Here is a 26422-nt window from a genome sequence, read left to right as displayed (position 1 = left end):
TCTCTCGAGGTGACCGGCGTCATGGTCAGACGAACACGCTGATGAGCATGACCATGCCCAGACCGACGAGGGAGTTGCACAGCTCGAGCAGGCCCCAGGTCTTGAGCGTGTCCTTGATGGACAGGTCGAAGTAGCCCTTGAAGAGCCAGAACGACGCGTCGTTGACGTGGGTCAGCGTGTTGGACCCGGCCGCGGTGGCGAGGACGAGCAGCGCCGGGTCGACGCCCACGAGCATGCCCGTCGTGGGGTCCATGAGCGCGGCGCCGATGATGCCTGCGGCCGTCATCGCAGAGACGACGCCCTGGCCGGTCGCCAGCCGGATGAGGACGGTGATGAGCCAGGCGAGGATGTACGGCGAGATGGACGACGCCGACATGAGGGTCCCGATGTAGTCGCCGATCCCCGTGTCGATGATGACCTGCTTGAGCGCGCCGCCGGCACCGATGATGAGGACCACCATCGCGATGCCCTTGACGGCGCTCTCGAAGGTCTTCATGGACCACTGGATACCAAGCTTGGTCCGGATCCCGAAGAAGAAGATGGCGGCCGCGAGCGCGACCGACACCGAGATGGTGGACGAACCGAAGAAGTTGACCCACTGGTAAGTGGTCGAGTCCTCGACGAGCCAGATGTTCGCGACGGTCGCGCTGATCATGAGGATCGCCGGGATGAGCGGTACGAGCAGCGACACGCCGAAGGAGGGCATCGTCTCTTCGGTCGGCTCGATCTCGGGGCGCAGCAGCCTCGGGATGGGACGGTCGAGGTTACCCAGGAAGCGCGGCAGCAGGAAGCCCGTGATGAGCACGGTAGGGATCGCGATGATGATCGCGTAGATGTAGACCTTGCCGGTGTCAGCGCCGTAGATGTCGATGAGGGCCACCGGACCGGGCTGGGGTGGGAAGAGCGAGTGCGCGGTCGTGGCCGCCGCGACCGCGGGGATCGCGATCTTGAGGAAGGGGACCTTCGCCTCGACGGCGATCGCGATGATCAGCGGTGCCATGATGATGAAGGCGACCTCGTAGAACATCGCCAGGCCGAAGACGAGCCCGACGATGACCATGGCCCACTTGACGTGCTGGATGCCGAAGCGCTTGATGAGCGTCCCGGCGATGCGGTGAGCAGCACCGGAGTCGACCATCAGTTTTCCGATGACCGCACCGAACACCACGATGATGGCGAGCGAACCGAGCGTCGATCCGAACCCGTTCTGGATGGTTTGGACGAGGTCGAGGGGTGCGTACCCCTCGAGGAAGCCGATGAACAGAGCCGCGAGGAGCAGCGCGATCATCGGGTTGATCTTCCACTTGATGTTGAGCAGGAGCATGAGCCCGATGCCCATCACCACCCAGAGAATATGGAGCCACTCCATTGTCAGTTCCTTTTCGCGAGATCGGATGCGCGAACGTCGGGGCAGCGAGAAGAGACCGGGGCCGAGTTCTCGCCGTGACGTCAGCGGCACCCCCCAATGGCAACACCGCAGGCTACGTTTTGTCAACCGGTTGCCAATTGCCTGGCAGCACGGAGATGGCATCCGTGCCGGTCAGCGCGGCGCGACGACAGCTTCGGCTTCCATGCGGACTACCCAGGAACTGCTCGGGAACTGCTCGGGAACTGCGAAAGGCCACCACCGAGACACGGTGATGGCCTGCACAAGGCGGCGCCCCGGAGGGGGCCGCGGGACTCGCTAGCGGACGGAGAGATCCATCGACGCGTTGGGCTCGGCAGTGCGGAACGCCTCTTCGTTGCTGGCGACGTAGGCCTCGACGCGGGCGCGGAACCAGGTGCCGATGCGGGTGGACTGGCCGTGGGAGGGATTCGAGGCGTGGGGGGCGGGGTTCACATTCGCGTCTGTTGTGATCATGTCTTAACCTTGCCGCCCTTATATCCATGTGTCCAATGACAGTACTGACATTGATCCATGCACTATCGTCATAGATATGGACACAGATGCGCTGCGGTGGTTCCAACAGGTCGCAGACGGCGCCACGGTCACGATGGTGAGTGAGCTCGAGAACGTGAGCCAGCCTGGCGTGTCGCGGGCGCTCGCCCGCCTGGAGCGCGACGTCGGCACACCCTTGCTGCGGCGGTCCGGGCGCACGCTGCGCATGACCCAGGCCGGCGCCGCGTTCAAGCGGCACGTCGACGCACTCCTGCACCAGCTCGACGACGGCCTGGCCGCCGTCGACCACCTGCTCGGGCCAGAGACCGGGACGGTCGCACTCGCCTTCCAGACGTCCCTCGGCTCGTGGCTCGTGCCCGACCTCGTGAGCAGCTTCCGCCGCGACCACCCCGAGGTCGATTTCCGCCTCACCCAGGTGCACGACGAGCTCGTCGACTCCGTCCTGGACAGCCAGCAGGCGGACCTCGTCATCTCGACGGTCCAACCGTCCAGCTCGGCCTTGCAGCGCACTCTCCTCCTCGACGAACCGCTGCGGCTGGCCGTCCCCAGCAACCATCCGCTCGCCGCGAACCCGCAGGTCCGGCTCGCCGACGCGTCCACGGAACGCTTCCTTGTGCTCCAACCCACCCTGCTCCTGCGTCGGATGAGCGACGCCCTCTGCCGGGCCGCCGGATTCGAGCCCCAGGTGAGCTTCGTGGGCGACGACGTCCAGACGTTGCGCGGGTTCGTCGCCGCGGGGCTCGGGGTCGCGATCGTCCCTGCCTCCGGCGACGCCACGCTCGGCTCGGCGAACGGCGCGATCCGCTACCTGCGCATCACGGACGCCGACGCGACACGCGAGATCGGCATGGCCTGGTCCACCGACCGCCGGCTGCTCCCCTCGGCCGACCTCTTCCGCGAGCACGTTGTGCACCGCGCCCGGAGCGGGCACCTGCCGGCGATCAACTAGGCGGGTCGGTCGACGGGCCGCCCAAGGCGAGTAGATTCACCGTGTGCCGACCATCGAGATGACCCCTGAGATTCTTGGTGAGGCGATCGCGCGCGGCGGCGTCGTGCTCCTGGACTTCTGGGCGGCATGGTGCCGCCCCTGCCACCAGTTCTCACCGATCTTCGCCGCGGCGTCAGACGCCCACTCCGGGTTGGTCTTCGGCACCGTGGACACGGACCGCGAGCAGAGCCTCGCGCGACGGTTCGGCGTCATGTCGCTGCCGACGCTCGTCGTCCTGCGTGACGGCGAGATCGTCTACTCGCGGGCCGGCGTACCGCGGCTGAGGGAGCTGGAGTCGATCATCATCGCGACGACCACCACAGCTCCACCTTCGGACCCGATCAGTCCCCAGTTCCCGGCGGGTTCGTAGCCCTCGCTCCGGGCCGCGCTGCGGGCGCGTAGACCAGGTGGACCACACCCGTGGGGAAGACCTCCGAGCGCAGCAGGTGCAGCGGATACATCGGCATGCCCTCGTCGAAGAGCCGCTCGCCCGAGCGCGCGGCGACCGGGTGCACAAGCAGGCTCAACTCGTCGAGCAGACCAGCTGCGAGCAGCTGGCGAACCACCGAGATCGAACCGGCGACGAGAACCTTCCCGATCCCCGGGGTCTCCTTGATCGCGGTCACCGCCTCGACCAGGTCCCCCTCGAGCTTCTCGACATTGCGCCAACCAAGGTCCGCCTTCCCTCGCGTTGCGACGACCTTGCGCAGGTCGCCGAGCCGCTGCGCGAACTCGGCGTCTTCCTCCCCGGCGTCCTCTCGTCCCGGCCACGCGCCAGCGAAGCTGTCGTAGGTGACCCGCCCCAGGAGCAAGGCGTCGACCCCCGCGTAGTCCTCGTCGACCGCCGCACCCATGTGCTCGTCGAAGTACGGGAAGTGCCAGGTCGGGTCGATCTCGACCACACCGTCGAGCGACATGAACAAGGTGGAGACGATCGTCGCCATCATTGATCCCTTCATTCTCTGTCAGCGGGAGCGCGGGACTGGGCTGAACCGCCACACATGGGCCCCACACCCCCACGGTGACACGCACACCTGTGCGCGGCGATCGGAGTAGCGCCCCGCCGCCTCGCCGTCTGCATCACCCGCCCATCGAGGTGACGCCGACCGCTCAGCGGGTGATGCGCTGGTCGAGCCAGTCGAACATGCGCTGCTCGGTGAGCCCGCGGGCGAGGGGTTGGCAGTGCCGGTCCGCGCCTTCGGCAGCGGTGAACCGCACGAGAGTGGAGACGTCGGGGGTGAGCTGGGCGAGCTGCTCGGACTGACCGGGCCAGAACTGCTCGTCCTCGGGGGCCGTGATGAGCAGCGGTGTGGTGATGCGACCGGCGACGTCGGTCGCGTCGTACTTGTGCACCTCGCGGACCGTGGCCGCGTAGCCGTCGGCGCCGTAGGGGCGGGCGCGGAACCGCCAGGTGCGCGCGGTGGACTTCGACAGGCGCATGCCGAGCTCCATGTCGCGGTCGAAGGCGTGGTCGTCGCCCTTGTCGAGCAGCTTGAGCAGGCTGTGCGGGATCTCCCTGGTCCAGGACGCGGCGACATCTACCACACCGGGGTCGACGACCGCGGCGACGGGCCGGTGCTCGAACGCCAGCGCACGCGTCACCCAGTAGCCGGCCTGGCTGATGCCGTAGACGGCCATCCGGTCGTTGTCGACGTCGGAGCGATCGACGAGCCAGTCGAGCACGGGGGTAAGGACGGCCTCGAAATCTGGCCGGAATGGCACGTCGTGGTCAAAGAGCATCGACTGCTGCCCGGGTCCGTCGAACACGAGCGCGTGATAGCCCCGCAGCAGCGCGCCACCCACGCACGCGCTCCACAGCGACGGCAGCGACCCGTCGGAGCCGTTGACGGCGACGAGCACAGGCCCTGGACCGGAGCCCTGCATGCCGGCGACCGGAGCGCGGAAGAAGTACCCCGGCAGGGTCGTGTCCTCGTAGGGGATGGCGACGCGCTCGACGTCGAGGTCGACGGCGTCGACCCATCGGTCCCACGCTGCACGGTGCTTGCGGAAGGTCGCCGCGAGCTGGTCGTCGGACTCGAGCGCGGACAGGGCGTTGACCGCAACTGCGTAGTAGGTCGACGCGCGCAGGAACGCCGCCGCAGCGCTCACCGCGTGTCCACCCGCGGCTGCGTCGTCGGCCTGCTGGGCGACCCGGTCGCCCAGCGTCGACCAGGCACTGAACCATGCCTCGTGGTCCTTGTCCTTGACGTCGGCGACCGCGGCGAGCACTTCGCCGACGTCGCTGGCCCCGCTGATGGCGTGCCCCAGCACGACCCGGATCTCGTAGTCGAAGTCGTGGTTGCCGGAGAAACCGGCCGTGAACGGGCTATGGCTGAACATGTGGATCTCCTTCGCTGACGGTGTGCATCGCGCCCTACCAGATCACCCATGCGGGCGGCAACCGCGAGCGTCTCGTGCTCGCCCCTTCCCGACCTGATTCCACCGTAGGCCCATGTCCGGCACTCGCCACTGGGATGACGAAGGCTCCCTGAGCACGTCGACGACGCCTCGGCCTCGCCGTGGACGGCGCTCAGCCGTCCTGAGCGGCCTCGGCCTCATCCAGGTCGGCGAAACCGCCGAGCACCACCGTCCAGGTGATGGTCTGCCCGGTGAGGTTCTCCCCAGCGGACGACGTCACCTCGACCAGCTCCTCGTACAACCCGAGCGTCCGGTGAGAATACGTGCCCAGCTCACCGCGCAGGTATGTCTCGAAGGAGGTGTCCGTGAGCGTGTCCTCGGGGGTCCTCAACACCCGCATGGCCTGACCCAGCCGTGGGTAGCGCTCCCGGAAGGCCAGTGCCCAGCCGACCTGGACGGTGATGATCGCCTCCTGCCGCGCCACCCTGGCCACGTCGAGGACCGGCAGTCGTGGGGCGATCTCCCGGGCGTAGCGGACCGGCTCGGTCGACGCCATCATGCGGGCGTACTTCTCGGTCAGCAGGTTCCGGCCGGTGGCGTCGGCCCCCTCGAGGTCCCCCGCGTAGCTGTCCAGCAGCGGCAGCGGCCAGGTGAGGAACTGGCTGATCCGCATCTGATGGAAGGTCGGCCAGTCCCCCTGGCAGTCGGCGCGCCCACCCTCGTTGTTCACGCGTTGGAACTGAGCCCACTCGCGGGCGACGATCTCCCGGGCCACCACCAGCCGGTTCTCCCGCTGCGTCGACATCGCGTTCACGTCCGTCCCCTTGATTTCTCTCGCTGTGGTCTCACAAGCTCTTCAGCCACTCGTCGTCGATGTGCGCCTCGACGAAGGGCCGCTGCCGCTCCAGAAACGTCTCGTCGCTCTGGCTGAGCCCGCGAGCCTGAAGCTCCACGACGATCTGCCGGCAGATCTGCTCGATGAGTTCCTCCAGCCGCGCCCGCGCGGGCGCGGCGCGGCCGAAGCAGGCCGCCGACGCCAGGCACAGCACCTCAGACAGGTCACCACTCACGCCCGGGAGCCGCGAGGCCATGCGCCCGCTGAGCTTGCGCAGGGCGGCGAACTGCCACTTGTAGTACGGGAGATACCCGGCCGACGCCGGACCGTTGAGCAGGAAGACCACCGAGGCGACGGCGCGGGTGAACTCCGAGACGGCCAGCCACACCGCCTCCCCGTCGCCACGCGCGAGCATGCGTGGGACGTTGTACTGCCCGGCCTGGGCGATCATGCCCAGGCGACGCGAGACGAGCGCCAGCACGACGTCGCGCGGCATCCGCAGGAAGCCGCCACGTACCGCCCCGAAAGCACCGAAGGGGTCGACGAAGACCATGCCGTTCGTGGCGGCCGCGAGCGTCGCCTCCTCGAGCAACAGCCACTCGTGCACCCGGTCCGCAGCCGGTGCCTCCCGATAGCCCGTGATCTGTTCATAGAAGTCGCCGATCTCGAACACACCGACCCGGCGCCCGGCCCCGCGCGCGCGGGTTGTCTCGACGCGCGCCCGGACACCCCGGAACTCCCGAGGCAAGGCGTCGTAGTCCGCCTGGAGCTCGGCCCCGATCTCGGCGTGGTCGCCGGGAGTCAACCACAGGCAGAAGCCCGGACCGAAGTCGTGGTCGCGCGAGGCTTCGTCGTCGAAGCCGTAGCACTCCGACCCATGACCGACCAGCCCGACGGCGATGCGGCCTCGGTGGTGCGGGTACTTCTCCAGCATCGGACGGCCGTGGGTCTCCCAGTACTCGCGAGCCAGGGTGAGCCCCTTGATCGGCGGCCCCGCGGGACGTGCGGCGTCGTCGGAGTCCCGTGGGACGCGAGTCCGACCGACGGCGCGCGGTGGCGTGTCCGGCGTCGACTGCGCGGCGTCCTCCGCCTCAGCGAGGTTGGCCGCGGTGACCGCGTAGTAGTCGTTATCGGTCCCGTAGCACTCGGCGATGATGCCCAACGCCGCCCGGTACATGACGACCGCGTCCCCGGTGCGCCCCATCCGGAAGCATGCCTCCGCGTGACCGGCGAGGGCGGAGGCGTAGTGCGCGTCATTCTCGTGGCCTCCTTGTTGATAGATCGCCAACGACCTCTCGACATGTTCTGCGGCGTCGGCGTCGCGCCCGAGGGAGAAGCAGACGAGGGCGAGGTTGGTGCAGGTCGTCGCGATCTCCACGTCGCGCGTGGGATCGCCGGAGGACGCCTCGAGGATCGCCAGTGCGGCCGCCAGCTCCGCCGCGGCCTGCGGCTGGTCGCCCATCTCGCTGAAGAGGATCGAGAGGTTGTTGTGCAGGGCTGCCAGGCGCCGATCGGTCGGTGACATGGCGGCCTCGCTGGTGGCGAGGGCTTGCCGGTAGAGGTCGAGCGCGTCGTCGTACCTGCTGGCTGCGCGCAGGGCCGTCGCCGCGTTGATCAGGGTGGTCGCGTGGGCGTCCGTGCCCTTGATGCCCATCTGGTCCGCCAGGGTGAGCGCCCTGCTGCCGGTCGCGGTGGCGTCGTCGTGCCGGCTCTGGGAGCGGTAGAAGCCCATGAGCTCGTTGAGGATCGAGAGCTGCGCGCCCTCGTCGTGGAGGCGTTCGGCCTCGACGAGCGAGGAGAGCAGGTAGGGGTCGGCGTGAGTGGCACCCTGGTGCGCGTCGAAGATGGCATCGAGACCGCGGAGGAAGGCGTCGAGGTCATAGATCGACGTGCCGGACGGAAGAGCCATCGTCAAGCCCCCGCATCCGCTGACAGGTCGGTGTGCACCAGACCACGTTGCCATGCGATCTCCCGTGCTTCGTGGGGCTTTGGTCACCGAATCATCCGATCGCGCCCGAGAGCCCTCACTCGGCATCCGGCTGACGTTCAGAGGATTCAGGCCTTCGCCGATCAGGCGGCTATGGCATCCGCCTCCGCGAAGGACGATACTGAAGGTCCGACTGCGTCACCATCACGGCGGAGGGACTACACATGAGCACCGCGCCAGCACCGGTCGCCCCTGGGCGTGCGATCGACCCCGACGACCCGCGCGAGCAGATCTCGGTCAGCGTCCTGATGCAGAACGGCCGACTCGCCGGACGCACGTTCGCCTCGTCCGCCGAGGCCGAGGCTTGGGCACAGCCGGGCGAGCAGGTCGTCGAGTACAACCTGCTGTGCGAGTGCGACCGCTGACAGGTATCTTCGGCAGGCTGGTTGATCCAGGTCGTGGTGGGCAGTCTCGCCGGGCCGCCTGCTTCACCTCTGATCGAGGACGTCTCCCGTCCCGGGCACGGTGGCGGCGGAGCCACGGATAACGAGGTGCAATGGAAGCACCGTCTTCGCGTGGTCGATCGTGGACACCGCGGGTGAAGACCTTCGTTCGGTGATACGACGCGAGACGGTATCGAGCGCCGCTTGTGCCAGCCCGTGGATTGGTTGCTCGAGGGTGGTGAGCTTGGGCCGCAGCCACTGCCCGACGCGGATGCCGTCGCAGCCGACGACGGAGAGGTCCTCCGGGATGCTGATGCCGTGCAGCTCCGCAGCCCCGAGCATGCCCACGGCTACGATGTCGCTACCGACGAAGGCCGCGCTGGGTGCGTTGCCCGGGCGGGTCAGGTACGGGAAGGTGCTTGCGCCGAACTGTTCGGTGTAGGGGCCGTGCCGAACGAGGTCAGGGTCAGCGTGCAGGCCTGCGTCGGTCAGCGCGTCGAGGTACCCACGCAGGCGTTCCTGTGTGGTCGAGAGTCCCTGTGGTCCGGCGACGTGCGCGATGCGGGTGTGGCCCAGCTGGATCAGGTAGCTCGTCGCCTGGTAGGCGCCGCCGTAGTTGTCGACGGTGATGGTGTCGACGGCGAGTTCGAGGTCGATCTCTTCGTCGATCACGACGACGGGGAGTCCGTCTGCGACCGCTTTCGCGAGGCGGTCGTTGGACCGATTCATGCCGACGTAGATGATCGCGTCGATGGTGTCGTTGCTGGCGAAGAGCTGGCTGAGGCTCGATTCGCGTTCCCCGTGCGTGCCGCTGATCGCGATGAGGATGACGATACCGCGCGCGGCTGCGAGGTCCGTGCACTCTTCGGCGAGGGCCGCGAAGAAGGGATTGGTGAGGTCGGGGAGGACCATGGCCACGGTGCTCATCCCCGGGGTGGCACCGTGGGAGGGGCTGGCAACCTTGTAGCCGATCGCGGCGACCGCGTCGTCGATGCGAGCGGCTGTCTCAGGTTGGACGTTGAGCTGACCCCGCAGGTAGCGCGAGGCGGTGGAGGTCGAGACTCCGGCCTGTTGCGCAACGTCTTTCAGTGTCACGGGGTTCTCCTTGCGCTCACTCGCGGAGCCTATCGGGAATCTGAGATGGATGCTGCTGCGGCCTGCGCAGGGCGGGCAGTTGACAACATTCTCCACCGCAACTAGCGTGTTGCGCAATATCAACACAACATTGCGCAACGACGTGCCGGCCGCCCATCAGCTGCCACAGTTGCCGTGAACTCAATGAGGAGGTCAGCATGAGCACAGTGCTCCTAGCTGGAGAGTCTTGGATCAACGCCGCGACCGACTACAAGGGCTACGACGCCTTTCCCCACGCCCAGCTCGAGATCGGGTGCGAAGGGCTCCTGACCGCGCTCGCCGCCGAAGGCCACGACGTCACACACATGCCGTCGCACCTCGTCTCGACCGACTTCCCCAACACCCTCGACGAGCTCAACGCCTATGACGTGGTGATCCTCTCCGACGTCGGCGCGAACACGCTCCTGCTGCCGCCCGTCGTCTTCTCCCAAGGGCGCCCCTCCCCCAACCGCCTCAAGCTCCTCGCCGAATGGGTGCGCCAGGGCGGCGGACTCATGATGGCCGGCGGGTACCTCAGCTTCCAAGGATTCCAGGCCAAGGCCAACTACCACGGCACCGCCGTCGAGGCAGTCCTCCCCGTCGAGATCCTCCCCTACGACGACCGGGAAGAGACCCCCGAAGGCATTGGCGGCCACCTCACCGACGTCGCACACCCGGTCACCGCGGGGCTCGACGCCGAGTGGCCCATCCTGCTCGGCTACCAGAAGCTCACCGCCAAGGCGGACGCCACCGTGCTGGCCACCATCGAAGGTCGCCCCCTCGTCGCCGTCCGCGACGAAGGCAAGGGCCGCACGCTCGCCTTCGCCTCCGACATCTCCCCGCACTGGGCTCCCCGCGAGTTCATGGACTGGGACGGCTACGGCAAGCTCTTCGGCCAAGCCATCACCTGGCTCGCAGGCAGATGAGCGACCCCGGCGGGCGCGACCTGGCACCCGAGATCGTCGTCGTCGGAAGTCTGAACATGGACATCCGGCTCACCGTGGACCGCATCCCGCACTCCGGGGAGACCATCAGCGCCACCGGTCTCAAGCGCTCCCCCGGCGGAAAGGGCGGCAACCAGGCCGTCGCCGCAGCGCGGCTCGGCCGCCGCGTCGCCATGGTCGGCGCTGTCGGCGACGACGACGCGGGCCGCGAGATCGCTGACCGGCTGGGCGCCGAAGGTCTCACTACCAGGGCCGTCGCACAGCTGACCGACGTTCCCACCGGAACTGCCGTCATCCTCTGGGAACAGCCAGAATCGACGATCGTCATCGAAGCTGGCGCCAACGCACGTGTCGACGAGGCCTACGTGCGCGAGCACGCAGACACCGTCAGGTACGCACGCATCGTGCTCTGCCAGTGCGAGACGCCCCTCGGCGCTCTGGCCGCAGTGGTGGACCTCGCCCAAGGCGTCAAGATCCTCAACCCCGCACCCGCGGTGGCAGTACCGCGGGAGATTCGCGACGGGTTCAACATCTTGGTCCCCAACCGGTTCGAGCTCGCGACCCTCGCCAACGCGAACACCGTTCCACGCACCCTCGAAGGCGTGGTCGCACTGGCTAAGAGCCTGGAGTTTCCAGGGTCTGTGGTTGTCACCTTGGGCGAAGACGGCAGCGTCGTCATCCCCAATGGCGGCAGGGACGCGGTGCATGTACCCGCCATACCGGTCAACGCGATCGACACGACGGCCGCCGGAGACAGCTTTTGCGCTGCCCTCGCCGATGGTCTGCTGCGCGGTGAAGACCTGGTGGGCGCAGCCCGCTGGGCCGCGCGAGTCGCCGCCGTGACTACGACCAAGCACGGGGCCATCGAATCGCTCCCGTACCCCACCGACATTCCCAACCCCACTTTGTTGTAGCAACGCACCGGCATAGTGTCGGTACGCACGAAAGGCTTCGGTTCCGCAATGACGCACACCACGCCAACCCCTCAGGGTTCGCTCACCAGTCCGACGGCCGCTGCCCAGCGGACCGCCAGCCCTACCCCGCTCAAGAAGGTGAAGGACACAGCGATGTTCCTCTTGGTCATCGCGACCGTCCTCGCCGGAGCGCTTGGCCCCATGCAAGCCGCGGTGAACGGAAAGCTCGGCCAGACGATCGGTGACGGCCACGCCGCCGCGCTGATCTCCTTCGGGGTCGGTCTGGTCTTCATGTTCATCGTGGTCTTCTCGCGCCAGACCACGCGCCGTCAGGCGTTGGCCGTACCCGGGCAGATCAGGGCCCGCACCATCCCGTGGTGGAACTACCTCGCCGGCCTGTGCGGCGCGGTCATCGTTCTTTCCGAAGGCGTCACCGTCGGTGTCCTCGGAGTAGCGACCTTCCAGATCTCGCTCATGTCCGGTCTGGTCATCTCCGGTCTGGTCTGTGACCGTCTCGGAGTGACTGCATCTGGGAAGCAGCCGCTGACGACGCCCCGACTGATCGGCGCGGTCATGACCATCATGGCGACGGTGATCGTCATCTCCCCGAACTTCTCCGTCCCCAGCACCATCATTCTCGCGATCATGCCGTTCGTCGGTGGTCTGCTCGCCGGGTGGCAGCCGGCAGGCAACGCTGCGGTGGCCGACGTGAGCGGATCGATGCTCGTCTCGATCGGTTGGAACTTCCTCGTCGGTTTTGCCGCCCTGCTCCTGGCCTATGGCATCCGTGCAGTCACCACGGGTGTCAGCCTCACGCTGCCCAGCGAATGGTGGATGTACCTCGGTGGCCCCCTCGGTCTGCTGTCTATCGCCCTCATGGCGATTCTCGTGCGCCGACTGGGACTCCTACTTCTGGGTCTTGCTTCCGTCGCCGGCCAGCTGGTGGGCTCGGTCATCCTTGACGCAGCGATCCCGTCCTTGGGGCACGCCATCCACGCCGCAACGATCATCGGAACGATCGTTGCTCTCGTCGCAGCAGCTATCGGAATGATCCCGTCCAAGAAGAACGACTCGCTGACCACAGCCGCGGCTGTCGGCGGCGGTGAAGCAGGGGAGGTCGGTCCCCGATGAGCCAGCCGGCGCAGGCAGCACGGGTGACACCCATCGGGGTCGTCCAGACCGTCACCGGGCCGGTCGCGGCGGCTGACCTCGGACTGATCCTGCCGCACGAGCATCTGTTCAACGACCTCTCCGGGGTGGTCGACGAGCCGAGCTACGCCTTTTCCCGCGCCGTAGTTCACGAACCGGTCTCGGCGGCAATCGCCTGGGCGCTGCGTCAAGACCCGTACTGCTGCGTCGACAACATGGCGGGCAAGTCGGTTGCCGAAGTCTCCGCTGAGATCACGAGCTTCGCGGCTCTGGGTGGGCGCACTGTCGTCGACGCGACACCGAGCCCGGTCATCGGGCGCAACCCCCAACGCCTGCTCGAGGTGGCCCGGGGCACCGGTTTGAACATCGTCATGGGGTGCGGTGCGTATCTGGAGAAGTTCGAGGGCGACGCCATCGCGGCCCGCGCCATCGACGTTCAGGCGGCGGCGATCAGTGCGGAGCTCACCTACGGAGTGGGTCAGACGGGCATTCGTCCCGGCGTCATCGGTGAGATCGGGGTCTCCCCGGACTTCACCGCCGGTGAGCATGCGTCACTGAGGGCGTCGGCGCTCGCCCAGCTGGACCATCCGCACGTCCCGCTGCTGATCCACCTGCCGGGTTGGCAACGTCGGGCGCACGAGATTCTCGATGTGGTGGTCGGCGAGATGGGTGTGCGCCCCGAGAAGGTCGTCCTGGCGCACATGGACCCTTCTGCCGAGGACTCCGACTACCAGCGCTCCGTCGCCGATCGCGGCGTGTGGATCGAGTTCGACATGGTGGGCATGGACGTCACCTTCCCCAAGGAAGGCGCCTCCCCTGACCCGCACGTCACCTCAAGGGCCGTGCACGGTCTCATCACGGCCGGGTTCGCCGGTCAGATCTTGCTCAGCCACGACGTGTTCCTCAAACAGATGTGGGTGCACAACGGCGGCAACGGCTTCGCGTACGTGCCCACCGTGTTCACCGAGATGCTGGCCAAGCGTGGTATCGAGCGCGGCGTACTCGACGCGCTCATACGAGACAACCCCGCCCGGATGCTCACCGCCTAGGTTCGACTCCCGTCGCGCAACCCCCGTCCATCACGTCATCTTGTGAGGGGCGGGGTTTGCGCTGTGCGGCCGCGCGCTGGGACAGAGACCGCTGGTCAAGATCGTATGGGTCAGACCGTCCGTGGGACCTACGTCTACGTCTGCGACCCCAAGCTCCGCAGCCATCTGAGGACCTAGGTCAGGTCGCGGACCTGACAACTTGGTTCTCCGTCCGTGGCACGCGGGGCTCGACGTCGCCACCGCCTTTCGTTGAGACTAGGCTCCAGCAGACTTCGGTGATTCTCTATTCCTGCTCGGACTGCGATCCTAGAGTGCAACGTAGCCGCCGTCTGCCGCAGCGGGTGCGAACATGAACCCATGCCCCTGCTGTCCCTCACGCGCTGCCCCACGGCAGCGCTCGCCGCGTCCGCGCTCGCCGTCGTCCTGATCGCGGGGTGCGGCGTCGGGCAGGAAGAACGTCCCACGCCACCGCCTGCCGGTGCCGGGCTCGACTACCAGCTGGGCGGGGCCTATCCACCGCCCGACGGCGTCCAGATCGTCGTGCGCGACGTGTCGGACTCCCCCGCCGGCGCCGGATATGACGTCTGCTACGTCAACGGCTTCCAGACTCAGCCCGGCGAGAGCGCAGCGTGGCTCCGCGACCATCCCGATGTCGTGCTGCGTGACGCCGGCGGCGAGCCCGTCGCCGACCCTGGCTGGCCCGACGAGCTGCTCCTGGACACCTCGACCGACGCGCAGCGCCGCGAGATCGCGGAGGTCGTCGGAGCCCAGGTCGACGCGTGCGCGAAGGCGGGCTTCGACGCCGTCGAACCCGACAACCTGGACTCCTTCTCCCGCTCGGACGGTGCCCTCACGCTCGAGGACAACCTTGCGCTCGCGACCCTGCTGATCGAGCGTGCGCACGCCCGCGGCCTGGCGATCGGGCAGAAGAACACGGTCGAGCTGGACACACGGGGCCCGGCGCTCGGCTTCGACTTCGTGGTCGCGGAGGACTGCGCGGTCTACGACGAGTGCGGGGACTACGCCGCCGCCTACGGCCCGCACGTCCTGGAGATCGAGTACGACGACGAGCCCGGGTTCGCAGGCCGCCTCGCCGCAGCGTGCGCGACCGGCAGCTCCGTCGTGGGCCGCGACCGCGCGCTCTCGACGCCCGACGACCCGGGATATGTCTTGGAGTCCTGCTAGTCAGATACGAGTGTCGCCGCTGCCTGAGATCGACGTCGCGAGGCCGTCCAGGATCAGGTCGAGTCCGAATGCGAACTCATCGCCAAAGTCGTGGCCGGGCTGGAAGACGTGCTCGACGGCCAGCTCGACAAGGTAGGGATAAGAACCGTCGGAGAATGACTGCACGATCGGTTCCCCGGGTCCAGCGGCCATCCCCGACCCGACTGGCGGCAGAGCCGCCTCCTGAAGCGCGAATCCGTAGACGTAGCTGTCGAGGAGTGCATACGCGTGGGCGGTCATGGGTACCGAGAAGCCTCCTCTGCGCAGGACGCCGATGATCCTGTCGTGATGTCGCAGCGTTGCGGGACCGGGGGTGGTTCGCGACTCCAGGAGCGCGATCGCCCACGAGTTGCGAGTCAGCACTCGACGGGCGGAGTGCGCCCACTGATGCAGCTCCGGCCGCCAGGCGCCCGCCAATGACGGCAGCTCGATCTGGCTGAAGACGAGATCGACGATGCCGTCGAGGATTTCGTCCTTGTTCGCGACGTAGTGGTACAGCGACATCGGCTTGACCCCCAGCGCGTGCGCGAGCGAGCGGATGGTCAGAGATCCGATCCCCGACTCGCCTGCGATGCTGATGGCTCCGCGCAGCACGCGCTCTCGGCTCAGTGGCGTGCGCAGTTCGGGACTCACGCGATCGGGGTCTGACATCTTGCCCGGAGCATATCTCACCTTCGTACTATGTACGGTAGAGTTCGTACTAAGTACGACGATGGCCGGACCCATCGGCCGAAGGGATGCGGTCATGGCATCGGTAGGACAGCACGACGCGCAGGATGACCACCTGAAAGGTTCGGCGTCGGAGGTCACCATGCGGGCGATCGTCCAGCATCGGTACGGCTCAGCGGGCGCCTTGCACCTTGAGCAGGTTCCCCGACCAGAGATCGCCGACAACGAGGTGCTCGTCCAGGTGCATGCCGCAGGCCTGAGTCGCGGCACGTGGCATCTCATGACCGGTAGGCCGTACGTGATGCGACTCGCCCTGGGGTTCCGCGGCCCCAAAGAACCGGTGATCGGCCAAGACCTGGCCGGCACGGTGGTCGGGGTAGGTTCGGCGGCCACCCGGTTCTCCATCGGTGACGAGGTATTCGGGATCGGTCAGGGATCCTTCGCCGAGTACGCGCCCGCCCGCGAGGACAAGCTCGCGCGCAAGCCGGCGAACGTCACCTTCGAGCAGGCCGCATCCGTCCCGGTGTCGGCACTCACCGCCCTGCAGGGCCTGCGCGACGTCGGCCGGGTCGCGCCCGGACAGAAGGTCTTGATCGTCGGCGCATCCGGCGGTGTCGGCACCTTCTCCGTGCAGCTCGCCAAAGCATTCGGAGCCGAGGTCACCGGCGTGTGCAGCACCGCGAAGCTCGACCTGGTGCGCTCCCTCGGCGCCGATCACGTCGTCGACTACACGACCACCGACTTCGCCCAGAGCGCCCACTGTTACGACCTGATCCTCGACATCGGGGGCGATGCGAGCCTCACGCGGCTCCGCAGAGCGCTCACCCACCGCGGGACGCTCGTCATCGTCGGCGGCGAACAGGGTGGCAGCTGGATCGGCATGAGCCGACAGCTCCGCGCCGTCGCGCTATCGCCGCTGGTCCACCAACGGCTTGCCACGTTCATCGCGACGCAGAACACCAGCGACCTCGAGAGGCTCACCGATCTCATCGAGACCGGCGCCGTCTCGCCCACGATCGACCGGACATTCCGGCTCGAACAGATGCCGGACGCGATGCGCTACCTCGAAGCCGGACACGCACGCGGAAAGGTCGCCATCGCCATCTGAGACCACTCGATCATCACCGATGAAAGACGTGCGCAATATCCACAATCACGATTCAGCAGGGCAAGATGCCGGCGCTGTCGATGACCATGCTCGTGGCCGGGGTGGTGCTCGGTCTGGCCGGGATCTCAGCATTGGCCCGGTCCTGGGCAGTCCCGTGGGGACTGGCCGGGATCGCCCTCGGCGTGTTCTTGATCCTGCTCGGCGCCGCCCGCCTGGGGCGGGCGATCGCACCCGGAGCGCCGCACGAGATCGACGCCGACGGGACGGAAGCGTCAGAACCCGCGCATCTCACGGGCCACCTCGATCCTGTGCTGTCACGCTGGCTCTGGATTTTCAAGTGGCTTCTCGCCCTCCCGCACTACGTCGTGCTCGGGATGCTCGGCTTCGCATTTATGGTGGTGACCGTCGCTGCAGGAATCGCCATCCTGTTCACCGGCCGCTATCCAGCGTCGCTGTTCCAGTTCACGGTCGGCGTCTTGCGTTGGCACTGGCGTGTTGCCTTCTATTCCTATGGAGTTCTGGGTACTGACCGCTATCCCCCGTTCACGCTGGCGCGCTGCGACTACCCGGCAGAGTTCGACGTCGTGTACCCGCTCAATCTCTCCCACTGGAAGGTTCTGTTCAAGTCCTGGCTGCTCGCTTTGCCGCAGCTGTTGATCGTTGCCGCCTTCACCGGGGGCGCGTGGCCGTCGACGTCGAGCAAGGGCTTCTCGTTGCTGGGGCTCTTGGTTCTGATTGCCGCCATCATCCTTCTGTTCACCGGCGTGTACCGGCTCGGACTGTTCAACCTGCTCATGGGCATCCACCGGTGGTCCTTCCGCACCATGACCTACGTGGCCCTGATGAGCGACAGGTATCCGCCATTCCGGCTCGACCAGGGAGCGCTGGATCCACCGTCCAACCCGTCGAGCATGGGAGCCGGTTGAGATGGAACGAGGCCCGGGCGGACCGATGACCGGCAGGACGGTGTTGGTCACCGGTGGCAGCGCAGGCATCGGTCGGGCGACCGCCGTAGGCCTGGCCACGATGGGGGCGCGTCTCGCCATCACCGGCCGGCACCCCGAGCGCGTCGAGGCCGCGGCTCGTGAGGTTCGCGCAGCCGGAGGTGGCCAGGTCGACGTGTTCGTCGCGGACCTGTCCTCGCAGTCGGAGGTGCGGCAGCTGGCTGACGAGGTACTTGAGAGACTGTCCAAGATCGACGTGCTGATCAACAACGTCGGCGGCTACTGGGACACGCGGCACGTCACCGCTGATGGGCTCGAGCGCACCTTCGCACTCAACCACCTAGCACCGTTCCTGCTCACTTCCCTCCTGCTCGAGCGACTCGAGGAGAGCGCCCCGGCTCGTGTTGTCACCGTCGCTTCCAACGCCCAGACCATGGGACGGATCGACTTCGACGACCTTCAAGGTGAGCAGTCCTACTCCGGCTCACGGGCCTACAACCAGTCCAAGCTTGCCAACGTCCTCTTCACCTACGAGCTCGCCCGGAGACTCCGGGGTACCTCCGTCACAGCGAACGCGGTACACCCCGGCATGGTGAACACATCGTTCGGGGCGGGTGACCCGAGCACGGTGCAACGACGGCTCGTCCCATTCTTCCGACCGTTCATGAGGAGCCCCGCACGCGGGGCGGCAACGTCGATCCGTGTGGCTTCCGCGTCGGATCTCGCGCAGGTCACGGGCGTCTACTTCTCCAACAGCAAGCCACAGAAATCGTCCACGCAGAGCTACGACGAGACCGTCGCGGCACGACTCTGGCAGGTGAGCACCACCCTCACCGGCCTAGCTGAGACAAGGAGAACACCATGACCACCCCCGACCGCACGACAGCAACGACCCAAGTCCCGATGGACCCGCTGAGGAAGACCGCGCTCGTCGCCGGCGTGCTCTACCTGATCACCTTTGTCTCGATCCCGACCCTCGGGCTCTACAGCGCGATCCGAACCGACCCGAACTTCATCACCGGCCCGGGCCCAGACACTGCCGTGATGGTCGGCGCCATGCTGGAGATCATCGTGGCCCTCGCCGGCATCGGCACCGCCGTCGTGCTCTACCCCGTGGTCAAGAGACAGAACCAAGGAGTCGCGCTGGGCTTCGTCGGCGCACGAGTTCTCGAGGCCGCGACGATATTCGCCGGCGTGGTGGCGCTTCTGTCGATCGTCACCCTTCGTCAGGACGGAGCCGGAGCGGGCGCCCTGGTCACCGGCCAGGCGCTCGTCGCTCAGCGCGAGTGGACGACCCTCCTCGGGCAGAGCTTCATGCCGGCTGTCAACGCGCTGCTGCTCGGCTCCCTGCTGTACCAGTCGCGTCTGGTACCGCGGATTCTTCCCATCATCGGCTTCATCGGGGCGCCCCTGCTCGTCGCCTCCGACATCGGCATCCTGTTCGGCGCCTGGGAACCGGTGTCCACCGTCCCGGGGCTCGCCGTCATCCCCATCGCGCTCTGGGAGTTCTCGCTCGGCATCTGGCTGACGGTCAAAGGCTTCAAGCCGTCCCCGATCACAGCCTCGATAGGAACGACCAGCACCTCCCGCCCACGGTGATGTGGGGCTTTCGGTCGGGTGTCCTTGTGCCCTGGTCGAGCCAGGCCGCGTACACGCAGGCGATGGCCGCGGTCCTACCATGTCCCAGGAGGCGACGACGATGACACAGTCCGCACGGGTTCTGCTGGTCGAGGACGATAGCCAGCTCTCCGCGATGCTCGAGGAGCTCCTCACTGACGAGGGATACGCCGTCGACGTCGCGGGGGACGGCCAACGCGGCCTCCACCTGGGGCTGACCAGGGCGTACGACGTCCTTGTCCTCGATCGTGGGCTCCCGGCGATCGAGGGTCTCGACCTGCTCGGCCGGCTGCGAGGGCGCGGCGTGCTCACCCCAGCGCTCGTCCTGTCCGCGCTGGGCAACCCTGCCGACCGGGTGGCCGGGCTCGACGCCGGCGCGGAGGACTACATGTCCAAGCCCTTCGACCTCGACGAGTTCACCGCCCGGCTCCGTGCGCTGCGCCGCCGGGGAGGTGGCGGCTCGCTCCCGGACACGGGAACCGTCCGCTTCGGTGCCCTCGAGCTCGATGCGGGCACCCGCCGAGTCACCGCCGCGGACGGGACGGTCGTGGGTCTCTCGGAGCGGGAGTGTTCCCTCCTCGACCTCCTGGCTCGCCGCCCTCGCCAGGTGTTCTCCCGCGGTGAGATCCTCAACCGAGTCTTCGAGGGCACCGAGGACGAGGGCGCGGTCGACACGTACGTCTACTACCTCCGGCGCAAGCTGGGCCGGGAGGTCGTGACGACCGTCCGCGGTCTGGGCTACCGCCTGGGGCGGGGATGAGCCGCCCCACTCCCCTGACCTCGGCCGAGCAGGGGCGGCTCCGACAGACGGCCCGACGCCTGGGACTGCAGACCGCCGCGCTCGTCCTCGTCTGCCTGACCCTGGTCGGGGCGGTTGTGGTGGGAGTCGTGAAGCGGGGGCAGACCGAGGACGGCGAGCGCCGCATCGAGGCCGCGGCCCGATCGATCGACGACGTCCACGACGCCCCGACCGGCATGTGGGTGGCGATCAAGGGGCCCCGTGGGCTCGAGGTCTCGGACACCATGCCGATTGGTCTCCCCGACCTCGCCATCATGGACGAGGTTGCACGATCAGGTCAGGACCGCCGGACCCGGATCGAGGTCTCTGCCGGGACGCTCACGGCCTTCACCGCGCAGTCCCGCGGCCGGACGGTCCAAGTGGTCCTCGACCCGCAGGAGGCACGGGAGGAGATGGAACGACTCGTGACTGCGCTCGTCGTCGCCGGCGGGGTCGGAGTCATCCTGGCAGGACTGGGAGGTACCTGGCTCGGGCGACGTGCCGTTCGCCCCACGGTCGAGGCTCTTGCCCTGCAGCGCCGGTTCGTCGCCGACGCGAGCCACGAGCTGCGGACCCCGCTCACCCTGCTCTCGACGAGGGCGCAGCTGCTCAAGCGGCATGTCCGCGCCGAGCACGGGCTGTCGAGCGGCTCACGACTGCCCGAGGACGTGGACGGCCTGCTGGAGGACACCCGGGCGTTGACGTCCATCCTGGAGGACATGCTCCTCGCGGCCGACGCACGCTCGGTCGACCTGACCGAGGTCGACATCGCCGTGATCGCCGACGCGACGGTCGACGCGGCGCGCGCCACGGCCCAGGGACGCCACGTCGAGCTCGCCAGGTCCGGCCCGTCGTCGGTCGTCGCAACCGTCTCGGCTGTGTCGGTGCGGCGAGCGGTGACCGCCCTGGTCGACAACGCCCTCGACCACGCCACGGGCCACGTGGGGGTCGTCGTCGCCCGCGACGGTGATGCCGTCGTCGTGCGGGTCGAGGACGACGGCCCGGGAATCGCAGGTGAGGCTGCCGACCTCTTCGAGCGGTTCGCCTCCCGGCGTACGGGAGCACCTCCTGAGGGCGACCGCCGCCACTACGGACTGGGCCTGGCGCTCGTCGCCGAGGTCGCGGCCCAGCACGGCGGGTCCGTCGTCGCCGGCCCGCGCCCAGACGGTCGGGAGGGTGCGGCCCTCACGCTACGCCTGCGGGCAGCTGGACCTGCGCCCCGGCGGTGACCACTCCCCCGCCGGGCAGGACCGCGAAGGCATCACGCGCGCCCTGGCCGATCGCCCAGGCGACTCCCTCCGGGCCGAGCACGAGGACGCACGTCGCGAGGACGTCCGCGGTCGTGAGGCTGTCGGCGACCACGGTCGCGGCGACGAGGGTGCGCGCCGGTCCCCCGGTGCGACCGTCCCACACGTGGGCACCTCGCTCGTAGGTCCCCGACGTCGCGACCGCCCCGTCATGCTGCTCGACGACGGCGACGACCCGCCGCGGATCGCCCGGGTCACGGACACCGGTGCGCCAGGGCCGCCCCGGCTCGGGCTCCCCGTGGGTGACAACATCGCCTCCAGCGTTCAGACAGAAGTTCCTGACCCCACGCGCGAGAAGCTCCTCGGCCGCACGCTGCGCTGCCCACCCCTTGACAACACCGTTGGTGTCGAGCGATCCGTCGGGGGCGTGGATGCTGAAGGCACCCGAGCTGGCGATGCCCGCCCAACGCGCGATCTCGAAGACCTCCACAAGATCGGCAGACGCGGTCGTCTCGCCGCGCTCGTAACGGCGCAGCTCGCTGTTGCTCCGGAACGGGCTGAAGCGTTCGTCGGCGGACCGCAGGACTTCGAAAGCGGCGCTCATCGCCTCGCCCGCCGTGCGCTCGTCGGGCGCGTCACGAATGTCGATCGAGATAGGGATGCCCATGATGTGCTCCGTCCGGCGCACGGGTCAGCCCACCTGGTCGATCGCCGACTGCACGGACTCGCGGTAGCCCTCAGAGGTGTAGGTCGCTCCGGAGACGGTGTCGATCGTCGCGGACTGGGCCGCGAGCACCTCCTTCGCCAGAGTCGGGGTCGACCGCGCCGCGATCTGGACGCTCTCACGCTCCGCGCTCGGTGACTGGAGTGTCCGGACGTCGACGATCGTGGACCCGGTGAACGTCACCGACACCTGCACGGGACCGTAGCGCGTCTGGGACACCGATCCCGCGACGGTCACGGTGCTCGACGTCGTCGACCCGGGCGCTGGCGTCGCGGTGTCCGACGGGCTCGGGGTCGCGTTCGCCGACGATGCTGCACTCCCGGTCGACGGGGACACCGGACTTGAGGAGGATGCGACCGGCGCCGCCGTGACAGGCGCCACCTGATCCGTCCCGGCCAGCGGGCCGAATCGGGTGAACGCGACCGTGCCGATCGTCGCGAGCGTCCCGGTGTAGATGAGAGTTCCGCGCCACCGTGGTGTGGTCATGACAGGCTCAGCTCCTCGTGATGGATGGCGCTGCGGGGAACGCCGAGGGCGCGCACCGAGCGGACGACGGTCGAGATCAGCCCTTCGGGGCCGCAGACGAAGACGTCACGGTCAGCGATGTCAGGGACGAGTCGCAGGAGATTGTGGGGGTCGAGCGGGTCGTACCCGAGGTCGGCCCGACGCCCCGGTAGTGCGACGTACCGCAGGGACAGCGAGCCGGAGAGCTCTCGGCTCAGCGCCAGGCCCTCTGACGTGTGGGCCCGATGCACGACGACGACGTCGTGACCACGCCGGACCAGGTCCTCAGCGAGCGACCGGATCGGTCCGATGCCGGCGCCTCCCGCGACGAGAAGGGTGCGCGCAGACCACGCCTGCTCGGCCGTGAACCGGCCGAACGGACCTTCGACGAGGACCCTCGTGCCTGGACGCAACCGGGCCGTCGCGGCCGAGTGGTCGCCGAGCGCGGCGACGGTCACCCGCAGCCGGTCCGAGGTCGGGATCATCGAGAGGGAGTAGGGATGCGCAGTCCACAGGTGCCCCATCGTGAGGAAGCGCACGAGGACAAACTGCCCTCCCCGAGCCTCGAGGCGTTCTAGCCCTGAGCCGCGCAACCACACGCTCACCATCCCGGCTCCCTCCGGGACGACCTGCTCGACCCGCAGCATCATCTGCCGGCCGGCGACGAGCGGGATGAGCACGCGCCATGTGAGCAGGGCCGACGCCGTGGCGACGTAGAGGCCGATCCAGACCGCCCGAGCGACCGGAGCGTCGACGAAGTGCGTTCCGGCCGCGATCTGGTGCCCGAAGGTGAGGAAGATGGCGACATACACCGACAGATGGATCACGAACCAGACCTCGTACGACAGGACCCTGCGGGCCAGTCGCGCACTCGAGAGCCCCACCACCAGGAAGATCCCCGTCCCCACGACGGCGCTGAGCAGCTTCGGTTGTCTCGCGATGAGCGAGAGGGCCTCCGGCCACAACGCCTCGTGATCAAGAAGCCCGCCCCCGACGATCATGAGTCCCACGTGGGTGAGCACCAGGAGCACGACGGTCGTACCGAGCGACCGGTGCCACCCGACGAGGCGATCCATCCCGACCGCGCGCTCGAAGAACGGCACCCGTCCGATGAGCAGAAGCTGGAGGCAGACCAGATAGGCGGCGAGCAGACCGGCCAGCTCACCCGCACTCGTCAGCGCGCCTCCTGGAGTCGACCCAGCAGATGCGGGGGTCCCCGCCCACCAGAACACGAGCACGGCTGCCGCGCCGCCCAGTACGACTGCGTGCACCGCCAGCCGGGCCTGGGGCCACCGTCCATGAGCGGTGGTTGCCGTGACTGTGCCCCTGGCGGTCTGGCGAGTTCTGCGTTCCGTGAGGGTGCTCATGTGCCCAGCGTGCCGTGCGATTCTCAGAGGATTCTCGGAACGCCCGAGGCTAGGTGATCAACGACTGGAGCAGGTCAGCCGCGGTCTCACGACCACGTGCCGCGCGGATGGCCGCGCCAAGACGCGCTGCCTCATGTCGACACGACTCGTCTGCGAGCACGTCATCGATCACGGCCCGGACCTGGGCCGGTGTGGACGACGACGGGAGCGTGGCTCCGGCACCCAGGTCGTGGATTCGCTGCCCGATGAGCGGCTGATCGAAGGCGGGATTCATGGGCAGGACGACGAGCGGAAGGTCGTGGGCCAGGGCGAGCATCGTTGTCGAGTGACCACCGTGCCCGACGACGAGGGAGACCCCGGGCATGACCTGGGCGTGAGGTACGAACCGTCGTACCTCGGCGTTGGCGGGTGGATGCAGGTCGTCCGGGTCGACGGCGGGACCGGTCGTCAGGAGGACGCGGACGGGGAGATCCGCCACGGCGTCCAGGATGTTCTGCATCACCGCGGTCTGCCCCGCGATGTAGGTCGTGCTGAGGCTGACCAGGATCGTCGCGGACGACGTCCGCCGGTTTCCCGGCTCTCCCTCGATGGTCGGCAGGACCGGTCCCGTGTAGCTGATGGCCAACGGTTTCTCGGTCGGACGATCAAGCTCTTCGAGCGTGACCGCCACGACCGCGACGGCCTTCGACCACAGCTTCCAGGGGTTGAGGCCGACGATCTGGGCAACCGCACCGGGTGCGCCACCCGCCATCTTCTCCGCCACAGCTGCGAAGAGAGAGTGCACGAACACCACGTGACGGATTCCGCCGCGGGATGCCGCGTCGAGGGCCCCATAGAGCAGGCAGTCGATCACGACGAGGTCAGCCGGATGTCGCCCGACCTCTGCAACAAGGTCTCGACCAAGACTGCGACCGACGAGCAGGCGAAGGAACCCGACCTTGGTGGCGATGGAGCCCCGTCTGCCCGTCGCGGTCCAGGGGCCGGGGGTGCGGTAGGCGGCGAACCCGAACCCGGCCAGCTCGAGGCTCTCCCGCTGCTGGTGCTGGCCGAGGAAACGGATGTCGTCTCCCCGGCGTTGCAACTCCCTGCCGATCTCGACGGCAGGGGTGACATTGCCCCCGCCGTCCCAGGTGACGAACAGTATCCGTGACATCTCAGGTCCTCTCCCCATATGAAGTCTGACGGAGGGATCAGGAAGATGCTCGGTCTGGCTCCGTCGCGGTGTCCTCGGGCGAAGGCAGCGGAAGGGTGAGCACCATGTGCGCGCCGGCACCCCGTGGTTCCGGATCCACGATCTGCAGGTCACCTCCGTGGGCGCGCGCGACCTCGCGGGCGATCGCCAGACCGAGACCCGACCCACCGCTGGTCCGTTCCCGGCTCACGTCCAGGCGCACGAAGCGCTCGAACACCCGCTCCCGCTCCGCTGCGGGGATCCCTGGCCCGTCGTCGATCACCTCGAGCTGAGCCATCGCGTTCACGACATGAAGACGCAGCGTCACTGTCGAGCATGCGTACCGGGTCGCGTTGTCCGTGAGGTTGCGCACCGCCCTGACCAGGTTCTGGACGTCCCCGTGCACGCGCACCGACCGGATGTCGAGGACGATGCGGTGCTGGCCGAGCGGTCGGAGGCGGGCGGCCTCGGTGGTGACAACATCGTCCAGGTCCACGTCGTCGGACCTCATGACCAATCCGTGCTCATCGGAGCGGGCCAGCAAGAGCAGATCAGCCACCAGCCGCTCGACCCGGTCGGTCTCGATCAGGACTGTCTGGGCGCCTTCCTGCCACGTGAGGACGTCGGGGTGTGCACCCGCGAGCTCAGCGGTCGCGCGGATCGTCGCCAGCGGGCTGCGCAGCTCGTGGGAGGCATCGGCGACGAACTGGCGTTGCGAATCCGCTGCGCGCTGCAGCCTCGCGAGCATGAGGTTCATCGTCTCCGCCAGACGGGCGATCTCGTCACCGGACGACGGCACCGGCACTCGTGCCCCCAGGTCCACCGCCGAGACCTCGCTGACCCGCTGCCGGATCGCTTCGACCGGCGCGAGCGCGCGCCCGGCCATCCAGTACGACGTTCCGCCCACGACCAGGAGCATCAGCGGATAGCCGATGCCGAGCAGGGTCACGACCACCCCGATGCTGCGATCGACCGTCTCCAGGTTCTGCGCCGTGATCACCCGGGCGACCCCCTGCGGAGTCTGGACCCCAGTGATGACCACGACGAACGGCTCGTCCTCGCCACTCGGCAAGCTGTCCAGGGTCTCGACGACGACCTCACCCGGGCCGGGAGTCGCCGTGGATGCCGGCTGCTCGCCCGCGACGGTCGAGGTCGCCGCCGTCACGAGTCCTCCCGGCGTCACAACCTGGACCAGCGCGCGCTCACCCGCGCCCGCGGTCACCGCCGCGATGTCGACCGAGTCGACGTCGCCGTCGATGATCTGTGCAGCCACCTGGGCACCCTGGTCCTTGGCGACGGTCGTCAGCTCACGCACCAGCTCACGACGCTGCAGGACGACAAGGGCTACAGCAGCCACGGCCAGCGCGACCGCAACGACCAGGACCGCGGCCAGCGCGGTCCGGACACGCACCCCGCGCAACCCGTGCAGCGACGTCGGCCACCTCACCT

The 26422-nt window shown here is 68.1% G+C and carries 27 protein-coding genes; 14 read left to right on the top strand and 13 right to left on the bottom strand.

The features are described from left to right. Positions 1-25: 25 nt before the first annotated feature. Together gntP and BLQ50_RS18735 are read right to left on the bottom strand one after the other, a co-directional pair. The gene (gene gntP, locus BLQ50_RS17690; protein ID WP_093186676.1) at positions 26-1369 is read right to left on the bottom strand and encodes a gluconate permease GntP; all 1344 of its coding nucleotides are present in this window, start codon (positions 1367-1369) and stop codon (positions 26-28) included. A 315-nt stretch (positions 1370-1684) separates the two neighbouring features. Further along, positions 1685-1861, bottom strand: coding sequence for a hypothetical protein (locus BLQ50_RS18735; RefSeq protein WP_175559186.1), 177 nt, complete (start codon positions 1859-1861; stop codon positions 1685-1687). Positions 1862-1937: 76 nt separating this feature from the next. On the opposite strand from BLQ50_RS18735, the gene BLQ50_RS17685 reads away from it, so the two are divergent. Next, positions 1938-2849, top strand: a complete 912-nt coding sequence (locus BLQ50_RS17685; RefSeq protein ID WP_093186673.1) for a LysR substrate-binding domain-containing protein — start codon at positions 1938-1940, stop codon at positions 2847-2849. Positions 2850-2892: 43 nt separating this feature from the next. Then, positions 2893-3258 carry a thioredoxin family protein gene (locus tag BLQ50_RS17680; protein ID WP_093186670.1) on the top strand — a complete coding sequence of 122 codons (366 nt, stop codon included), beginning with the start codon at positions 2893-2895 and terminating at the stop codon, positions 3256-3258. On the opposite strand, the gene BLQ50_RS17675 is transcribed toward BLQ50_RS17680, so the two are convergent. The 4 genes from BLQ50_RS17675 to BLQ50_RS17660 all read right to left on the bottom strand — a co-directional run bounded on the left by BLQ50_RS17675 (position 3230) and on the right by BLQ50_RS17660 (position 7990). Then, complete coding sequence (locus BLQ50_RS17675) at positions 3230-3832, bottom strand: dihydrofolate reductase family protein (protein WP_093186743.1); 603 nt, start codon at positions 3830-3832, stop codon at positions 3230-3232. The genes BLQ50_RS17680 and BLQ50_RS17675 overlap by 29 nt on opposite strands. Positions 3833-3998: 166 nt before the next feature. After that, entirely contained in the window at positions 3999-5228 is a 1230-nt protein-coding gene (locus BLQ50_RS17670; protein WP_093186667.1) for an alpha/beta hydrolase family protein, read from the bottom strand. 190 nt (positions 5229-5418) lie between these two features. Then, entirely contained in the window at positions 5419-6051 is a 633-nt protein-coding gene (locus tag BLQ50_RS17665; protein WP_093186664.1) for a DUF4125 family protein, read from the bottom strand. A 40-nt stretch (positions 6052-6091) separates the two neighbouring features. Continuing rightward, complete coding sequence (locus tag BLQ50_RS17660) at positions 6092-7990, bottom strand: DUF4037 domain-containing protein (protein WP_093186661.1); 1899 nt, start codon at positions 7988-7990, stop codon at positions 6092-6094. Positions 7991-8232: 242 nt separating this feature from the next. On the opposite strand from BLQ50_RS17660, the gene BLQ50_RS17655 reads away from it, so the two are divergent. Continuing rightward, positions 8233-8433 (top strand): hypothetical protein, encoded by a 201-nt coding sequence (locus BLQ50_RS17655; RefSeq protein ID WP_093186658.1) that lies wholly within the window; start codon positions 8233-8235, stop codon positions 8431-8433. Positions 8434-8496: 63 nt separating this feature from the next. On the opposite strand, the gene BLQ50_RS17650 is transcribed toward BLQ50_RS17655, so the two are convergent. Then, the gene (locus BLQ50_RS17650) at positions 8497-9642 is read right to left on the bottom strand and encodes a LacI family DNA-binding transcriptional regulator (protein WP_281181337.1); all 1146 of its coding nucleotides are present in this window, start codon (positions 9640-9642) and stop codon (positions 8497-8499) included. A 101-nt stretch (positions 9643-9743) separates the two neighbouring features. Between BLQ50_RS17650 and BLQ50_RS17645 the strand changes: the two genes are divergently transcribed. The 5 genes from BLQ50_RS17645 to BLQ50_RS17625 all read left to right on the top strand — a co-directional run bounded on the left by BLQ50_RS17645 (position 9744) and on the right by BLQ50_RS17625 (position 14805). After that, on the top strand, positions 9744-10490 hold the full coding sequence (locus tag BLQ50_RS17645) for a glutamine amidotransferase (RefSeq protein WP_093186652.1): 747 nt from the start codon (positions 9744-9746) through the stop codon (positions 10488-10490). Continuing rightward, the gene (locus BLQ50_RS17640; RefSeq protein ID WP_093186649.1) at positions 10487-11422 is read left to right on the top strand and encodes a ribokinase; all 936 of its coding nucleotides are present in this window, start codon (positions 10487-10489) and stop codon (positions 11420-11422) included. The genes BLQ50_RS17645 and BLQ50_RS17640 overlap by 4 nt, the downstream gene beginning before the upstream one ends. A 153-nt stretch (positions 11423-11575) precedes the next feature. Beyond that, positions 11576-12553, top strand: coding sequence for a DMT family transporter (locus BLQ50_RS17635; protein WP_093186647.1), 978 nt, complete (start codon positions 11576-11578; stop codon positions 12551-12553). Beyond that, on the top strand, positions 12550-13620 hold the full coding sequence (locus BLQ50_RS17630) for a phosphotriesterase family protein (RefSeq protein ID WP_093186644.1): 1071 nt from the start codon (positions 12550-12552) through the stop codon (positions 13618-13620). Before BLQ50_RS17635 ends, BLQ50_RS17630 begins: the two co-directional genes overlap by 4 nt. Positions 13621-13977: 357 nt before the next feature. Beyond that, positions 13978-14805 (top strand): endo alpha-1,4 polygalactosaminidase, encoded by an 828-nt coding sequence (locus BLQ50_RS17625; RefSeq protein ID WP_093186642.1) that lies wholly within the window; start codon positions 13978-13980, stop codon positions 14803-14805. On the opposite strand, the gene BLQ50_RS17620 is transcribed toward BLQ50_RS17625, so the two are convergent. Further along, positions 14806-15438, bottom strand: a complete 633-nt coding sequence (locus tag BLQ50_RS17620) for a TetR/AcrR family transcriptional regulator C-terminal domain-containing protein (protein WP_245701353.1) — start codon at positions 15436-15438, stop codon at positions 14806-14808. Between the two features lie 151 nt (positions 15439-15589). On the opposite strand from BLQ50_RS17620, the gene BLQ50_RS17615 reads away from it, so the two are divergent. From BLQ50_RS17615 to BLQ50_RS17590, 6 genes are all read left to right on the top strand, one after another. After that, complete coding sequence (locus tag BLQ50_RS17615) at positions 15590-16621, top strand: NAD(P)-dependent alcohol dehydrogenase (protein ID WP_245701352.1); 1032 nt, start codon at positions 15590-15592, stop codon at positions 16619-16621. Between the two features lie 65 nt (positions 16622-16686). After that, positions 16687-17547: a DUF4389 domain-containing protein gene (locus tag BLQ50_RS17610; protein ID WP_093186636.1), complete on the top strand. Its 861-nt coding sequence runs from the start codon at positions 16687-16689 to the stop codon at positions 17545-17547. A gap of 1 nt (position 17548) precedes the next feature. Continuing rightward, positions 17549-18430, top strand: a complete 882-nt coding sequence (locus BLQ50_RS17605; RefSeq protein ID WP_245701351.1) for an SDR family oxidoreductase — start codon at positions 17549-17551, stop codon at positions 18428-18430. Continuing rightward, a complete protein-coding gene (locus BLQ50_RS17600) occupies positions 18427-19164 on the top strand; it encodes a DUF4386 domain-containing protein (protein ID WP_245701350.1) in 738 nt (245 codons plus the stop codon). The genes BLQ50_RS17605 and BLQ50_RS17600 overlap by 4 nt, the downstream gene beginning before the upstream one ends. 100 nt (positions 19165-19264) lie before the next feature. Further along, entirely contained in the window at positions 19265-19942 is a 678-nt protein-coding gene (locus BLQ50_RS17595) for a response regulator transcription factor (RefSeq protein ID WP_093186631.1), read from the top strand. Beyond that, positions 19939-21189, top strand: a complete 1251-nt coding sequence (locus BLQ50_RS17590; RefSeq protein ID WP_093186628.1) for a sensor histidine kinase — start codon at positions 19939-19941, stop codon at positions 21187-21189. The genes BLQ50_RS17595 and BLQ50_RS17590 overlap by 4 nt, the downstream gene beginning before the upstream one ends. Here the strand turns inward: BLQ50_RS17590 and BLQ50_RS17585 are convergent. Genes BLQ50_RS17585 through BLQ50_RS17565 form a run of 5 tightly spaced genes read right to left on the bottom strand, consistent with a single transcriptional unit; the run spans position 21146 to position 26420 of the window. Beyond that, the gene (locus tag BLQ50_RS17585) at positions 21146-21874 is read right to left on the bottom strand and encodes an FAD:protein FMN transferase (RefSeq protein WP_093186735.1); all 729 of its coding nucleotides are present in this window, start codon (positions 21872-21874) and stop codon (positions 21146-21148) included. The genes BLQ50_RS17590 and BLQ50_RS17585 overlap by 44 nt on opposite strands. Before the next feature lie 24 nt (positions 21875-21898). Next, entirely contained in the window at positions 21899-22417 is a 519-nt protein-coding gene (locus BLQ50_RS17580; protein WP_093186626.1) for an FMN-binding protein, read from the bottom strand. Beyond that, a complete protein-coding gene (locus BLQ50_RS17575; RefSeq protein WP_093186623.1) occupies positions 22414-23802 on the bottom strand; it encodes a ferredoxin reductase family protein in 1389 nt (462 codons plus the stop codon). The genes BLQ50_RS17580 and BLQ50_RS17575 overlap by 4 nt, the downstream gene beginning before the upstream one ends. A gap of 49 nt (positions 23803-23851) precedes the next feature. Then, positions 23852-24955 (bottom strand): glycosyltransferase, encoded by a 1104-nt coding sequence (locus BLQ50_RS17570; RefSeq protein WP_175559185.1) that lies wholly within the window; start codon positions 24953-24955, stop codon positions 23852-23854. Between the two features lie 37 nt (positions 24956-24992). Beyond that, positions 24993-26420, bottom strand: coding sequence for a sensor histidine kinase (locus BLQ50_RS17565; protein ID WP_217629206.1), 1428 nt, complete (start codon positions 26418-26420; stop codon positions 24993-24995). Positions 26421-26422: the final 2 nt, after the last annotated feature.

The organism is Sanguibacter gelidistatuariae, from assembly GCF_900096585.1.
In the GTDB taxonomy this organism is placed as follows: domain Bacteria; phylum Actinomycetota; class Actinomycetes; order Actinomycetales; family Cellulomonadaceae; genus Sanguibacter; species Sanguibacter gelidistatuariae.
This window is presented reverse-complemented; position numbering and strand designations above follow the sequence as displayed.